The sequence below is a fragment of the Streptomyces sp. NPDC039462 genome (assembly GCF_055639375.1).
Genome location: NZ_JBVKAO010000001.1, coordinates 2,604,823 through 2,619,622 on the forward strand (window position 1 = coordinate 2,604,823; position 14,800 = coordinate 2,619,622).

The following is a 14,800-nucleotide window of genomic DNA, read 5'->3' on the forward strand; positions in this document are numbered from 1 at the left end:
GCACGTCCGTGGGCCGTGTGGGCAGGGCGGGTATCGAGAGCCCGGCCGTCCTCAGGCCGTGCGGGCGCGGAGCCGGCGCAGCATGCGCGGGTCTTCGAAACCGACCGAGCGGGCGGCGGCGTCGATGGTCGCGCCGTGGCTGATCAGGTGTTGGGCGCGTTCGAGGCGGAGGGTCTGCTGGTAGCGCAGCGGGGTCAGCCCGGTGGCGCGGCTGAAGAGGCGGGTGAGGGTGCGTTCGCTGACGCCGACGGCCGATGCCAGGGCGGGGAGCGGGAGCGATTGGTCGAAGCGGGCGTCGATGAGGTCCTGGGCGCGGTGCACGGTGTCGTCGAGATGGGACCGGTGCCGGAGCATCGCGCTGGACTGCGGCTCATGGCCGTTGCGGCGAGCGTAGACGACCATGTCGCGGGCCACCTGCGCCGCGACGGCAGGGCCGTGCCGGGTGGCGACCAGGTGCAGGGCCAGATCGATGCCGCTGGCGATGCCGGCCGAGGTGATCACCCGGTCGTCGGCGGTGAACAGGACGTCGCGGACGACCACCGCCCCGGGGTGGCGCAGGGCCAGCTCGTCCTGCACGTCGTGGTGGGTGGTGCAGTGGCGGCCGTGGAGGAGGCCGGCCTGGCCGAGCGCCTCGGCTCCGCTGCAGACGCTGGCCACGGTCCCGCCCATGGCGTGGTGGTCCCGGAGGACCTGCAAGGAGGCGGCGCCGATGGCCGGTGCATCGGCCAGGGCGGCTGTCCGCCAGCCGGGCACCACGATGTGATCCTCGGGCCCGAGCTCGGGCCAGTCGAGTTCCGCCACCAGCGGCAGCCCCTGGGCGGTGGAGACCCGGGGCTGCTCGGCGACGTACGAGAGCGTGTAGGAATGCCCGAAGCCGGCGGCCGTGGAGAAGACCTGCGCGGGTCCTGCCAGGTCCAGGAGGTGGACGCCGGGCACGAGGAAGAAGACGATGTGACTCACGATTCGGTCATCATGACGGAAGTCCCGCGGCGGCCTCCAGCCGGTCGACCGTCGTGATGGTGGCGAAGCGTCCGGCGAGGGCGTACTCGGTGCGTCTGATGACCTCTTCGGCGGGCAGCGTGCGGGGATCGGCCAGCAGTTCGGCGATGCTCTGGTCGGCGGGAGCGTCGCGGTGGGGGATGGGGTTGGTCGCGGTCGCGTCGATGGCGACGGTGACCCGGTAGCCGAGGTCGCCGGCCACACGGGTGGTGGTTTCCACGCACTGCTCGGTGCGGATGCCGCACATGATGAGTTCGCGGATGCCGCGCTCGGTGAGGAGTTGCTGCAGGTTGGTGGTGGTGAAGGCGTTGTGCGAGGTCTTGTGGATCAGCGGCTCCCCGTCCGCTCTTTCCAGCTCCTCCATCAGCCGTACATGGCCGAGGGCCGGGTCGAAGACATCGCCGGTGCCGGGCTCGGAGTGCAGCACCCACACCACCAGGTCCCCGGCTCGGCGGGCGAGCCGGACCAGTCGGTTCACCTGATCGGTGATCTTCAGGTCGGAGGTGGTCGCCCAGAGTGGGCGGGCGCGGAAGGACTCCTGGACATCGATGACGATCAGTGCTCGGTTCATGCCCCAAGCCTGAGCCGCCGGACGGGGCGGCAACAGGCCGCATCGGGTCCCGAAGCGGACCGATTCGGTCAGCGTGTGCAGCCCTGCGTGTGCAGCCCCATATGCGCAGCATCCGGGCGCCCGCCACCCCTGGGGGTGACGGGCGCCCGGATGTCGTACGCGTGTCGCGGCGGTGTCAGCGGACCGTCACCGTGAAGACGGGCGACAGGGTGGAGCCGCTCTGCATGCGCAGCTCGTTCTTGCCCTTGAGGCCGAGCTTGACGCGCAGGGTGTATGCGCCGGACTTGTTGACGGTCGTGGAGGCGGGCAGCGTCTTCCACGTGCCGCGCTGCTTCTGCTGCAGGCCGACCGTGGCGCCCGCCTTGATGCCGGTGGCCTTGCCGCTGACGCGCAGCTCCTGCCATGCCTTTACGGAGGTCGCCGAGGGCTTGGCGGTCAGCGCGGGCTTCACCGCGGCGGTGGGGCTGTTCTTCTGGGTACCGAGGCTCTTGCCGGTCTTGACGTCCCAGATGGCGTACGGCGTGCCGCCGCCCTGCGTCTTGCTGTACAGGCGCTTGCCGTCGGAGCTCAGGTGCAGGTAGATGCCGTCGTTGACCGTCTGGCCCGGCTTGAGGGCCTTGCCGTTGTAGTACGGCTTGCCATCCTTGACCGGGATGGTGACGCCGGCACCGATGTCGATCTTCACGGGCTTGGCGGCGACGCTCCGCACCGCGGCGGGCCGCTCCGTGGCGGGCGCGCTCGCCAGCGCGGCTGCCGCCGGGGCCAGGAGCGCCGTACCGGCGAGGACCGAAACGGTGGCAGTACGCAGGGCGCTGCGGCGGTGGGTGGTGTTACGCATAGCGTGGTTCCCCTTCACGGTCATGGATCTGTTCGCACGCACGGCACGGCTCCGCTGGTCGGGCGGCGCCGCACCGGGAGCTGTCCTGTTTGCCCTCGCCGTCCGTGCTGTGCGGTGAGTGCTTAATCAACCTAGTTCAACCGTCATGGCGGTTATCCGCAGTTCATGTAACAGCACCCCATAGATCACCACACGGTCTGCCATCGCGGCGGCGCCGGAGCGAACAAGCGGGGTTCGGTCTCGGTGACGTGGTCCGGCGTCATCGGACGAGTGGCTTCACCCACCGGCAGGCGTTTCTGGCGCTGGTGAGGGGTGGTCCGCCGCGGTGCGCTCTCCGCGTAGGTGCGGCGCGTATGCGTTCAGTTGCGCCCAGATGGAGTCGGCGCGCAGCGGGAGGTTCGTGCAGCGGATGCCGGTGGCGTCGCGGAGGGCGTTGGCCAGGGCGGGGGCGACGGGGTTGAAGGCGGCTTCGCTCGCGGGTTTGGCCGCCTGGAGTCCGCCGGGGGAGGACGCGGGCACGAAGTGGACGTCAGTGTGGGGGACATCGGCGGCATGGGGGATCGGATAGGTGCGCAGTTCCTGTGTGATGACGCGGCCGTGCCGGTCGGTTCGCAGTTCTTCCATCAGCGTGGTGCCGATGCCCTGGGCGACGGCGCCTTCGATCTGGCCGCGCAGTTGCCGGGCATCCAGGACGGTCCCGGCATCGCTGGCGTGGACGGAGTGCAGGAGGGTGACCAGGCCGGTGTCCGGGTCGACGGCCAGGCGAATCCACTGGGCGTTGGAGGCCAGCCCGGGGGCGCCGCTGTTGGCGTGACGGGAGGCCGTGGCGGTGAGTTCTTGGCCGGCCTCGCACACAATTCGGTACAGCACGGGCAGGGGCAGGAGGCGGCCGTCGCAGTCGACAGCGTCCTGGCGGAGGCGACCGTTTTCCGGGGCGGTGTCGGTGTGGGCGGCTGCGGCTTCGAGCACGGCCGTGTGCAGGCGGTGGCAAGCGTCGTGGACGGCGCGGGCGGCGAGGGTGGAGCCGGTGGAGACGAAGCCCCCGGTGTCATGGGCGAGCAGGTCGGTGTCGCCCTGCCGGACATGGATCCGGTCGACGGTGGTGGCCAGTGCGGCGGCGGCAATCCGGCGGTGCACGGTCGTTGCCTGGCTGCCGAACTCCGGCGCGCCGGTGCACAGGTCGTAGGTGCCGTCTGCGCGGAGGGTTGCAGTGGCCTGGGCGACGTGGCCGTCGGAAGGGAGGGTGTGGGTGACGGTGACGGCCATGCCTTCCCCTACCAGCCAGGACGGGTCCGGAAGCGCAGGGGATACGGCCTTGTGTCGGGCGCGGGCGGCTTCGATGATGTCGAGGCAGCCGGTGATGCCGTGGTCGCCGACGGGGGGCGTGCCGTCGGCCGCCACAGCCGGTGCGGACTGTCCGGAGCGCAGGTAAGCCTTGCGTCGCAGGGCCAGAGGATCGAGGCCGGCGGTGCGGGCGAGTTCGTCGAGGGCGGACTCGACGGCGAAGGCGACCTGGCCGATGCCGTAGCCGCGGAAAGCGCCCGCCGGCACGCTGTGCGTGTACAGCGCCCAGCCGTCAACCACGATGTTCGCACAGTGGTAGAGGCTGAGGGTTTCGGTGCAGGCGCGGCGCAGGACGGCGGGGCCGTGGTTGCCGTAGGCGCCGGTATCGCACAGGACGTGCAGCCCCAGGGCGGTGAGTGTGCCGTCCCGACGGGCAGCGATCCTCACCCGGATCTTGAAGGGGTGACGGGTCGTGGCCGTGAACTCCTCGGCCCGGGTGTACTCCAACTGGACCGGCCGTCCTATGCGCAGAGTGGCGAGGACGGCGATGTCCTCGGTGAGCATCTCCTGCTTCCCGCCGAACGCGCCGCCCAGCCGCGCGGCCGTCACCTGCACGCGCTCCAGCGGCAGGCCGAAAACAGCGCCCAGAAGCCGACGGGTCAGGTGGGGGGCCTGGGTGGCGGTATGGACACGGAGCCGCCCCGTGCTGTCTTCCCAGGCGCGGGTGGCGTGGGTTTCCAGCGCGCAATGCTGTACCCGGTGCGTGTGGAACGTCCCCTCGTAGGAATGGTCCGCCTCGGCCAGTGCGGCATCGAAGTCGCCGGTGGCGGTGTGCAGTTCGTCGACGATGTTGCCGCCGGGGTGTACGTGGGGGGCGTCGGGCGACAGAGCGTGGTCCGTGTCGGTGACAGCGGGCAGGATCCGATAGGTGACGCGCACACGGCGGCAGCCCTCGTCGGCTGCGGCTTCGCTGTCGGCCACCACCGCGGCCACGCGCTGGCCGACATGGCGCACGACATCGTCCAGGACGCGGGTGTCGGCCGGGTCTTCGTCGGCGTGTTCGTGCAGCGCGGTGGAGAAGCGGATCGGGGGCGCGTCGTGGTGGGTCAGGACGGTGTGGACGCCCGGCACGGCGAGGGCATCGGCGGAATCGATGGCGGTGATGAGGGCGTGCTGGTGCGGGGAGCGGACCAGCTTGACGTGCAACAGCCCCACAGGGCCCGGGTGGTCGAGGGTGAAGCGGGCCTTGCCGGTGACAACGCCTTCAGTGTCGGTCAACCCGGCGGCAGAAGTGTCTCCTGCCGCGGTGGTGGCCGACTCGTCCGCGGGTTGGCCTTGCTGCGTTGACTGGATGGCTTCCTCGATACGCCGGTAGCCCGTGCAGCGACACAGGTTGCCCTTGAGGGTTTCGGATAGTCCGATGGTCTGATTGTCATCCCTGACGGCAGTGGTCATGACGAACCCCGGGGCGCAGTAACCGCACTGGAAGGCTTGGGTGGCGGCGAAGGCCTGCTGCACGAGGTGCAGGGGGCCTCCCTCGGTCAGGCCCTCCACCGTCGTCACCACCCGCCCCGAAGCACGCACAGCCGGATAGAGGCAGCTGTGTACGGCCATGCCGTCCACATGCACGGTGCAGGCGCCGCAGTCCCCGCTGTCGCACCCCTTCTTGACCCCGAAGCAGCCGCGCTCACGCAGATATGTGCGCAGGCACTGACCTGGGGCCGGGGGCTCGGATACGAGCCGGCCGTTGAGCCTGATGGGACGGTCCATGTCAGTGCTCCGCCCCGAGTTCGCGCCGCACTTCGTCGGCCAAGTGAACGATGAGGTGACGGCGCCATGCCGGGGCGCCGTGGACATCGTCCACGATCAGCGTTGGGTCGACGGCCTGCTCGATCGCCGCGTGCAGCTCGGCCGCCGTGGGCAGCCGGTGGAAGGACACTTGCACGGGGCGTGTGGTCGCCGCGGTGAGCGTGACAGTGAAACGCCCGTGTTCGAGGGCCGATGTCGCGATCACCAGCGCTGCCGAGTGCCCGCCGGGGCGCAGACTCACGCGGCGGAACGCCATCCGCTGGACCAGGCCTGTGGCCGGCAGCCGAAGACAGCGCAGCATTTCACCACGCCTCAGACGCGTCCGGCCGTAACCGGTCACGAAATCGCGCACCGGCAACTGGCGCTCGCGGCCATCGGCGGCACGCAGCACGCACACGCCGTGCAAGGCGGCCGCCATCGACACCATCGGCGCGGCCGGCAGTGCCAGACACACGTTGCCGCCCACCGTGGCCGTGTTCCACACCTTGAAAGACGAGGAGAACGCCCGGCAGCAATCCGCCATCAGGGCGCGTGCAGCAGGCCACGGCCCGTTCGGTCGTACGGCGAAGGACAGCAGTTCAGCTACCGTGCACGTCGCAGCGAGCTCCAGACCGGCCTCATCGGCCGCCAGCGGTTCCCAGCCCATCCGGCTCAGATCCCACAGACGGCGGATCCCGGGCCGAGGTGCGGAGAACAGCCAGGTGCCGCCGCCCAGCCACGCGTCCCCGGTCTCCCATCGCACGCCACTGCGCGCGTCGAGCACCGCGCCGACCTCCACAAGATCCATACCCGTCCGCTCCTCCCGCCGACCTCACAGCCGTCCGCTCCCGCCGACCAGCGAACCGGCTGCTGCACGCGCTCGCGTTTGTGCCAACTTCCAACCTGTCAGTTGCGTAACGCCGCGTCCTGGTGGAGACCGGATCGACCCGGCTCGTGGGAAATGCGCGTCGCTGGGGATGTGTGCGGCGGCCCAGCAATTGCGCGCTCGTCCCCGCGACAGCCGTGAACCACCTCCGCTCCGGCGCAGCAAGGCAACAACCCACACGGAACTCGACCAGATCCGCGGGACCGTCACCGGCAGGCAGGGTCAGCGCAACACGAACCAGCCGCTGAAAGGGTGATCTGCCGCATCGCGGCCGGGTCGTTGAACAGGCACGAGGTGATCAGGGCGTGATGATCGCTTCCCGGGGCGTCGGCTCAGAACGAAACAGGTATCGCGTGATCATCACCATCGTCGTAGCGGCCCTGGCTCTGATCGGCGGGCTGACCGCCCACTGGGTGCTGCGCCGCCGCTTGGAGGAAACGGAAACCCCCTCCCTGACGATTCGGGACTTCGTTCTACCCCTTCAGACCCTGACCGTTTTCGTCCTCGCCTTCGTACTGGTGACCGCTTCCACGTCCAACGGCAAAGCGGACGAGGCCGCCCGGAAAGAGGCGGGCGTGGTGGATCACATTTTCGAAGTCGCCGATTACGCCCCCGCTTCGCAGCGCCAGCGGTTGCAGGCCGATGTCGTCTGCTATGCCCGCGCCGTACGCGCCTATGAATGGCCGGCCATGGCCGACGGCCGCGGCGCACAGGAACCCAGTACTTGGACCACTGACTTCCGTGCAGCCCTGAAGCAGATGGGCACCGAGGCCTCCGCATTCAACATGCTGGTCTCCGCGGACAAGGAACGCTCAGAGGCCCGCCAGACCCGCATCGCCGAGTCCACTCCGGCCATCCCCAGCGCCGTGTACTGGCTCACCCTCGCCGCGCTGGCCTTCCTCGTGGTCGCCCTGGCCCTGTGCCTCCCACGCAAGAACGTCCTGCTCGTCACCAGTGGCCTGATCGTCCTCACCGCCCTGCTCACGACTGTCCTGCTCGTCATCCGGGACGTGGAGCGGCCCTTCAGCGGCGCCATCCAGATCTCTCCCACCGCCCTCAACGGCGTCGCCGAAGACATCACCGACGACTACACCACCGCCTATGGCAACGGCCGCCTGCCCTGTACCGACAAGGGCGTCAAGAAGAACGACTAGGAGTAGCTGCGCTTACAGCCGTCTTCTCAAGCAGGGTGGTGCTGGGAAGAAACGTACGACCACAGGGGTGATCATCACACCAGCCGTCTTCAGTGGTTGTCCTGGGCGGCCGATGAGGGATCTGTGCCCGTGACTTTTCCGGGCAACGGACTCCCGATCGGCAAAGAGGAACCATGACTCTCAACACACGTCGCGCCGTGGGCATTGCGGCCCCGTTCATCTTGGCGCTGGCAGCCTTGGCCGCACCGGCGCATGCCGCCACCGAACCCCGCCACGGCGGGCCCAACTGCCGGGCCATCGACTCCTTCGCCCCCAACAAGAACGAGGAGCACACCGTCGCCCTCGCCGACGGCCGCGCCTACGCCGGAGCCTGGGACAAGAAGGCCAAGAACATCGTGTGGCAGGAGCTGTCCGACAACAAGGGCTACCCCGCACGCGCCTGCGACATCACCCTCAGCGAGCAGGGCCAGACCGTCTGGATCAAGGCCATCACCACCGACGGGCATGTGCACGAGACCTCATGCGTCAGCCCGGGCAAGAAGCTGATCTGCAACAAGCCCTGGACCCGCCTCAGGTGAGAAGCTCATCTCGAACTGCGCCTGATTAGCGGTGTGGGTGTACTCCGCGGCGGGGGCGCGAGGCGAGTGTGCACGATGCCCTCGCTGCCCTGCCGACGGGGAGGAACGCTGACGCAGGCTGGAGTAGAAGCGGCTGCAGATGCGGATGCTGCCACCGCGGTTAGCTCCTCTGCCATGGTGCCGTGGTCTCGGCGATCGACCTGGAGTCGTTAGGGGCGAGGTGGCTCACGACATGGCGCCGGACCGGGCCGCTCGAAGGTGATCGCGGTCGTTCGAAGTCTCGGGGGTGTGCACGGCATAGCCGTGAGAGTCTCCGCTTAACGCCGTTTCCCGACGGGTGTCCGCCGCGTTGGCGGTATGGAAGGCCGCGATGAGGAACGCCAGGCGCGGCCAGGACGCTCACGGAAGGGGCCGCAGCGTGAGTAGCGAGCAAGAGACCCAGTTCCCGAACGACATGCCTCTCGTTCAAATGGAACGCGCCGAAGACACGGCTGAGGACACAGTGGAGTACGCGGCAGCCGATGGTACGGAAGGAGGGCTGACGTACGCCGTCGGTCCGCCGCCGTTCGTACCGTTCGCCACCGGCTACCAGGTCCCGGACTTCGCCGCAGTCAAGGGCATCCCCCAGGGCGCCAAGTGGCGTGACGTCGACCCCCAAGTGGCGATGGTACGCACCGGAAACGCCTTCCAACTGGCCAAGAACGCGGCACCGCAGTACTTCAACGACGCGGCCTTCAACCGCCAGGTGTGGGCGCACGAGGCCCACGCGAAGAAGACGGACCACTGGTTTGAGAACGAACTGCTGCAACACCTCGACGACTTCGTCAACCTGGTGGGTGCCGACCGGTGCATGTTCGTGGGAGAGGCCGATCTCGACTTCCCCTGGCTGAGGTCGACGGACAGCGTGCAAGGACCAGCTTCCTTGAGCTACACGGTCTCCCACACCGTCACGCAGACCAAGTCGACCACATCGGGGTGGTCTGCCGGTGGATCCTTGGGGATCACTCTCGGCAAGGACCCCGTGAAAGTCTCCGGAACCGCGACCTTCCAGTACTCCTACAGCACGACCAACACCACCAGTTGGGCAGACGGCGACTCCACCAGCAGCACCCATCAGATCCCGGCTGGAAAGTCCGGCCGCATCGACATCTACTCTCTCGCCGGTCGCTACCACGGCTTCTTCTACATCTCGCTCCTCGGAATCCGGGGCATACGAGGTGGCCCGGGGCATGGCATCCAGTGGCGGGGCCGCAGGATGGTGCTCCCCTTCGACCTGATCGCCATTCCGATGGTCCAGGTGATGGTGAAGATTCCTGACTGCCCATCCCCACTGTGGCGCCAGCTGCGGCTCTGGGACGACGGCCAGCCCGCACCGCGCCAGACGCAGTAGGGCTCTGCCAGCACCTGATAGCACGGCCGGAGGGCCGGGCCGGGTAGCTTCGCCAGGCTTGAGGCCGGATCGGCATGCCGGCAAACGAACGGCTGTTGCGTCCGCGCACTGTGCGGTCCACGGGGAAGAGACGCCAGTTGTCCTCGTCGGTGTCGAAGGCGACGAGGTACCACAGGCCACCGGAGTCGACCAGGTGGCACGGCTCGACGCGGTGCCGTTCGTCTACCAGCACACGCCGTAGCACCCGTGGCCGACACCGTGGGGATCATGCCGCGCTCACATGACCTGACTCGGCAGGGCCGCCGCACCCCCGTGGCGGCGGCCATGTCCCGGCTCAGCGCAGCCGTGTTGCGGCGTACGCCTCGATGGCGGCCCGCTGGTATGCGGCCAGTCCCGGCGCGATCGACTCGTACACCGCGTGCCAGTGCTCGTTCTCCACGCAGGACCGCCCGATCGCGCGGTACTCCTCAGCGGTGGCTGCCCGGATCCGGGCGAGCGTCCGGTACTGGGTCTCGATCTCGGCCTGCACCGCGTCGGCGTCAGCGGGCAGGCCGGCAGCCAACAGTTCGGCCAGCCGGATCATCTGCGCCGTGCGCTCGCGCTCGTCGGCCTCGATCTCGGCCTCGCTCAACGCCGAGGTGTGCCGTTCGATGGCCCCGACCAGCTCCGGGAAACCGCGCAGGGCCTTCATGCACTCGGCAGATCGGACGCCTTCGAACAGGTTCTCCGGCCGGCTGATGCTGATCATGTCTGTGCCGTCCTTCCTGGACTGCTCCAGTTCGGTGATCGTGCGGGCGACGGTGCCTGCCAGGACATTCAGCCGGTCGCGCTCGGCGAGCAGCCGACGGCGATGACCCCGCAGAGCCTCCAACTCGTCGACCTGCGCGGCCAGTACCCGGCCGATTTCAGGTAGCCCCAGGTCCAGCGCTCGCATCACAAGGATCTGCTGCAGCCGCAGCAGTTGGCGCTCCTCGTAGTAGCGGTGGCCGTTGGCCCCGATCCAGGCCGGCGGCAGCAAGCCGATCTCGTCATAGTGCCGCAGTGTCCGGGCCGTCACACCCGACATCCGGGCGACCTCCGCGATCGGCCAGGCCATCGCCGCCTCCCTCACAATGCTTCACCGAGCCGGAATTTCCGGCTCTCCTCAGGACGGTAGAGGCTTCCGCTGCGGCAACTTCAAGCCCAGGTCCTAGAGGGCGTTGAGGAGCCACTGCCCTTCCGGGGGTGCTCGCTGAGTTCCTGCTGTTCCTGCAGCTTTCGCCGGAGCATCCCAACCGCCGGAGCATCCCAACGGTGCGCACGGCAACGGTCCACACGGTTGGTTCAACTCGAAGAGCCAGGGACCGAGGTGGGGTTGGCTGTTTGAGGGAGATGCGAGTCTGTTTTGAGGCGGAGGGCTGACCGTGGGGGGACTTGGGGGGAGGTGGGGTTGTGGACGCTGCGATGGGTGGGGTTGCCCTGCTGAAAGTGGTGCGGGGGCAGGCCAGCGAGGAGGAGCTGGCGGTACTGGCGGTGGCGTTGTGGTCGCTGGCGGCCGGCCGGGATCCGGAGCAGGCGGTGGGGCCGGGTGTGGTGAGTCGGGAGCGCCGGGTGGTGTGGCGGCCGCCGGAGCATGCGGGGGCGTACCGGGCGCCGCACAGCTGGCGATAACCGTCCGCGTCGCCTCTGGGGAGGTGGAGGGCGAGCCACGGAGCGCGACCGGTAGAGCCTCCCTGTACAAAACCGCTGTAGCGGTTTTTTTGGTGAGTCAGCTTTGAGTTGAGTGCCTGTGGGCCCGGCTGCTATCGGTCGCCTGGGCGCGTTGTTCGGCCGGGTTGGCCTGTTGGTGCGGCCGGTCTGGTGAGTTGGGTTGGCCGGTGTTGGTGTTGATCTGGTGTTGCTAGGGAGGGGCTGTGATGGCATCGGGGTCGGGATCGGGATCGGGATCGGGGTCAGGTGTGGGTGGGGGGCGGGTGGCGGAGCTGCGGGAGATCCGTGCGGAGGCGCTGCGCGGGCCGAGCGAGAAGGCGACCGAGGCACAGCACGCCAAGGGCAAGTTGACGGTACGTGAACGGATCGAGCTGCTCCTCGACCCGGACTCGTTCAATGAGGTCGAGCAGTTGCGCAGGCACCGGGCCACGGGCTTCGGCTTGGAGGCGAAGCGGCCGTATACGGATGGTGTGGTCACCGGTTGGGGCACGGTGGAGGGCCGGACGGTCTTCGTCTACGCGCACGACTTCCGGATCTTCGGCGGCGCGCTGGGGGAGGCGCATGCGGCGAAGATCCACAAGATCATGGACATGGCCATCGCGGCCGGTGCTCCGCTGGTCTCCCTGAACGACGGGGCCGGGGCCCGCATCCAGGAGGGCGTCTCGGCCCTCGCCGGCTACGGCGGCATCTTCCAGCGCAACACCAAGGCGTCCGGTGTCATCCCGCAGATCAGCGTGATGCTCGGCCCGTGCGCGGGCGGCGCGGCGTACTCGCCCGCCCTCACCGATTTCGTGTTCATGGTGCGTGGCACTTCGCAGATGTTCATTACCGGCCCGGATGTGGTGCGGGCAGTGACGGGCGAAGAGATTAGTCAGAACGGTTTGGGTGGCGCCGATGTGCACGCGGAGACGTCGGGCGTGTGCCACTTCGCGTACGACGACGAAGAGACCTGCCTGGCCGAGGTCCGCTACCTGATCTCGATGCTCCCCTCCAACAACCGACAGGCGCCGCCAGCGGTCGCCTCGAGTGATCCGGCGGGACGGACCACCGAGAGTCTGGGGGAGATGGTGCCGGCCGATGGCAGCCGCCCCTATGACATGCACCGGGTGATCGAGGAACTCGTCGATGACGGGGAGGTCCTGGAGGTTCATGAGCGGTGGGCGCGCAACGTCGTGTGTGTGCTGGCCCGCCTGGACGGCCAGGTGGTGGGGATCGTCGCCAATCAGCCGCAGGTGCTGGCCGGCGTCCTCGACATCGAGGCGTCCGAGAAGGCCGCGCGCTTCGTGCAGATGTGCGACGCCTTCAACATCCCGATCCTCACCCTCCTGGACGTGCCGGGCTTCCTGCCCGGGGTGGACCAGGAGCATGGCGGCATCATCCGGCACGGTGCGAAGCTGCTCTATGCGTACTGCAATGCGACCGTGCCGCGGATCTCGCTGATCCTGCGCAAGGCGTACGGCGGCGCGTACATCGTGATGGACAGTCAGTCCATCGGCGCGGATTTGACCTATGCCTGGCCGACCAACGAGATCGCGGTCATGGGTGCCGAGGGCGCCGCGAACGTGATCTTCCGGCGTCAGATCGCGGCCGCCGAGGACCCCGAGGCGATGCGCGCGCGCATGGTCAAGGAGTACAAGGCCGAGCTGATGCATCCCTACTACGCCGCCGAGCGCGGCCTGGTCGACGACGTCATCGACCCGGCCGAGACGCGCGAGGTCCTCATCAAATCCCTGGCAATGCTGCGCACGAAGCATGCCGATTTGCCGTCGCGCAAGCACGGTAATCCTCCGCAGTAGCCGCGCACATCGCCGCTCCACGCCTCTCGTCCTGTGCACCGCGCCGAGGCGGGGCACAGGGGCGGAGGACGGGGCGGCACGCGGTTCGGTCCGAGTTCCGCCGCTTCCCGAGACGGGCCCCCGTGGTGCGGCTGAAGGGGTTCGTTCGGCAGGGGGGTGTGTTATCGCGCCACCTACCCGAACCCCGGCACCCAGCCAGGCTTCGGCAGCTCCCTTGCAGCCGCCTTGTCGTTTACCGGTCCGCCGGAGCCCGCGGCCGATGCGCCAGGCCCGCCCCGCCGCCGTGCTTGTCGTGCCTCGCTCCGCCTTGTGCGCTTGGAGGTAGAGGGGGGCGTCGGGTGGTCGTGCCGGGCGCGAGGAGGCAGCGGTCCGCCTGTCGCCTGCCGCGCCCCGATAGCCTGCATGGTCTTCTCGCTGTGTGCTGTCTACGCCCCAGCCCCGCAGGCTCACGGCATCCGGGAGAGTCACGACAGCCGCGAGTTGCGACGGCCCCTGGCGCCCGAGACTACTGCCGTTCGCAGCGGGCACCCTGGGCATCTGCTGTAGCCACGGGCGCGAGCACCGGAGCTGTCGGCCAGCTTCCACAACTCGCAGTGTTTGCAGGAGTGTGAGCTCCGCAGTCCTTCGTACTGCCGACGCCACGGCTTTGGTTCTTCAGTCGCTGGCCTGCGGATCTGCAAGAAGGACGACTCGATCGGCTTCGACGTCGAAGCCGAGTATCGGATGACCGCCGTCGCCTTCCGGGTCCATCAGTACCGGCTTACCCAACCGCCGCCCGATCTCCCGAAGGAAGCCGCAGAACACGTCGAGTCGTTCCTGACCCTGCAACTCCCGTACATCGACGTCGAAGTCGACTTCATCGGCGGCACGGAAACGGAAGATTGCCAGCACATCGTCGGCAGGCCACACCCGCAGGCTCGGACACTCGGCATCGCTCGGGCGGGACAGCACGGCATCCGCCCCGGGCACCGGAAGCACCGATTCTCCCTCGGTGTACTGGCACTTCCAGCCCTTCTCCGCGACAAGATCGAGGACTGCCTGCCAATCGTTCACCGAGGCATTCGGGATACGCACGTCCGGCAACGTCCCCATCACGTCTGGGTCGAAGTAGGAACCCACGGCATCCCACAGCAGATCAGCCACCCCCACATGCTGCTCGGCTCACCGGCCCGGCGCACCCCCCGTTTCCCTTGACCAAAGGGCTTCTCCGTGTCCGGCTGGTGTCCGGCTGGTGCCTTGTGGGTGGTGGAGGGGTGGTGGGGTGGGGGTAGAAACCAGCTGCGCGGTTTTGTATTGACAGGGGTGGGGGTTTGGCTTTGAATCGGGGTGCGGCGGTGGGTGGGTGGCCGTGGGCGGTGTCGTCTTCTGGGGGGAGAGGCTGTGGGCATCGGGGGGTTGGGCGGGTCGGTGGTGGTGGGCGGGCGGCGGTCGCTGGTGCCGTCGGTGGTGCTGTCGGTTTCTGTCCGGTCTCGTCCTGTTTGTGGTGGCTCGCGTGCCGGCCGGGCGGCCTGTTCGGGTCGGGTGTCGCGGGCTGTCCGGGTTTCCGGGGGCCCTGAGGGCTGCCGTGTTGGGCGGTTTGGTCCCGTTGCTGGGGTTGGCCGGGCTGTTGTGGCTGTGCGTGTTGTTGGGGTTTCCCGGGGCTTTCAGGTTTCCCTGGTTTTCCGGGTGGTGGGGGTTTCTGGCGTTGTCCGGGTTTTCGGGTCTCCTGCTCCGTGTGCCGTGCCGGCGGCTTTGCGTGCCCTGTTGTGGCGTGGGTCGTCTGTTGTGAGGTCTGCGGCGGGCGGGTGAGTGCGTGTGCTGCCCCGCGCCGTGCGGATGCTGCCTGTG

Annotated in this window: 12 protein-coding genes; 4 read left to right on the forward strand and 8 right to left on the reverse strand. The window is 68.6% G+C overall.

The genetic code is table 11. From position 1 onward, the window contains the following. Nucleotides 1-51 precede the first annotated feature (51 nt). The 5 genes from ACZ7LU_RS10755 to ACZ7LU_RS10775 all read right to left on the reverse strand — a co-directional run bounded on the left by ACZ7LU_RS10755 (nt 52) and on the right by ACZ7LU_RS10775 (nt 6,288). Entirely contained in the window at nt 52-960 is a 909-nt protein-coding gene (locus ACZ7LU_RS10755) for a GlxA family transcriptional regulator (protein WP_471916436.1), read from the reverse strand. A gap of 10 nt (nt 961-970) precedes the next feature. After that, a complete protein-coding gene (locus ACZ7LU_RS10760; RefSeq protein WP_398311650.1) occupies nt 971-1,570 on the reverse strand; it encodes an isochorismatase family protein in 600 nt (199 codons plus the stop codon). A gap of 175 nt (nt 1,571-1,745) precedes the next feature. After that, complete coding sequence (locus tag ACZ7LU_RS10765; RefSeq protein ID WP_471916437.1) at nt 1,746-2,408, reverse strand: hypothetical protein; 663 nt, start codon at nt 2,406-2,408, stop codon at nt 1,746-1,748. 276 nt (nt 2,409-2,684) lie between these two features. Next, a complete protein-coding gene (locus ACZ7LU_RS10770) occupies nt 2,685-5,462 on the reverse strand; it encodes a molybdopterin-dependent oxidoreductase (protein WP_471916438.1) in 2,778 nt (925 codons plus the stop codon). Between the two features lies 1 nt (nt 5,463). Then, nucleotides 5,464-6,288 (reverse strand): FAD binding domain-containing protein, encoded by an 825-nt coding sequence (locus ACZ7LU_RS10775; RefSeq protein WP_468315237.1) that lies wholly within the window; start codon nt 6,286-6,288, stop codon nt 5,464-5,466. Nucleotides 6,289-6,719: 431 nt separating this feature from the next. Here ACZ7LU_RS10775 and ACZ7LU_RS10780 point away from each other — a divergent pair, with 431 nt between their 5' ends. Both ACZ7LU_RS10780 and ACZ7LU_RS10785 read left to right on the forward strand, forming a co-directional pair. Further along, nucleotides 6,720-7,520: a bestrophin-like domain gene (locus ACZ7LU_RS10780; protein WP_471916439.1), complete on the forward strand. Its 801-nt coding sequence runs from the start codon at nt 6,720-6,722 to the stop codon at nt 7,518-7,520. Nucleotides 7,521-7,693: 173 nt separating this feature from the next. Continuing rightward, a complete protein-coding gene (locus tag ACZ7LU_RS10785; protein ID WP_468084997.1) occupies nt 7,694-8,098 on the forward strand; it encodes a hypothetical protein in 405 nt (134 codons plus the stop codon). A 1,001-nt stretch (nt 8,099-9,099) separates the two neighbouring features. Here the strand turns inward: ACZ7LU_RS10785 and ACZ7LU_RS10790 are convergent. Both ACZ7LU_RS10790 and ACZ7LU_RS10795 read right to left on the reverse strand, forming a co-directional pair. Beyond that, nucleotides 9,100-9,732, reverse strand: a complete 633-nt coding sequence (locus ACZ7LU_RS10790; protein ID WP_471916536.1) for a WYL domain-containing protein — start codon at nt 9,730-9,732, stop codon at nt 9,100-9,102. Between the two features lie 90 nt (nt 9,733-9,822). Further along, complete coding sequence (locus ACZ7LU_RS10795; RefSeq protein ID WP_471916440.1) at nt 9,823-10,584, reverse strand: MerR family transcriptional regulator; 762 nt, start codon at nt 10,582-10,584, stop codon at nt 9,823-9,825. Between the two features lie 335 nt (nt 10,585-10,919). Here ACZ7LU_RS10795 and ACZ7LU_RS10800 point away from each other — a divergent pair, with 335 nt between their 5' ends. Both ACZ7LU_RS10800 and ACZ7LU_RS10805 read left to right on the forward strand, forming a co-directional pair. Then, nucleotides 10,920-11,138 (forward strand): acyl-CoA carboxylase epsilon subunit, encoded by a 219-nt coding sequence (locus tag ACZ7LU_RS10800; RefSeq protein ID WP_468084999.1) that lies wholly within the window; start codon nt 10,920-10,922, stop codon nt 11,136-11,138. Nucleotides 11,139-11,383: 245 nt separating this feature from the next. Beyond that, nucleotides 11,384-12,973: an acyl-CoA carboxylase subunit beta gene (locus ACZ7LU_RS10805; protein WP_471916441.1), complete on the forward strand. Its 1,590-nt coding sequence runs from the start codon at nt 11,384-11,386 to the stop codon at nt 12,971-12,973. Between the two features lie 654 nt (nt 12,974-13,627). Here the strand turns inward: ACZ7LU_RS10805 and ACZ7LU_RS10810 are convergent. Next, nucleotides 13,628-14,116: a hypothetical protein gene (locus tag ACZ7LU_RS10810; RefSeq protein ID WP_468315212.1), complete on the reverse strand. Its 489-nt coding sequence runs from the start codon at nt 14,114-14,116 to the stop codon at nt 13,628-13,630. Nucleotides 14,117-14,800 lie beyond the last annotated feature (684 nt).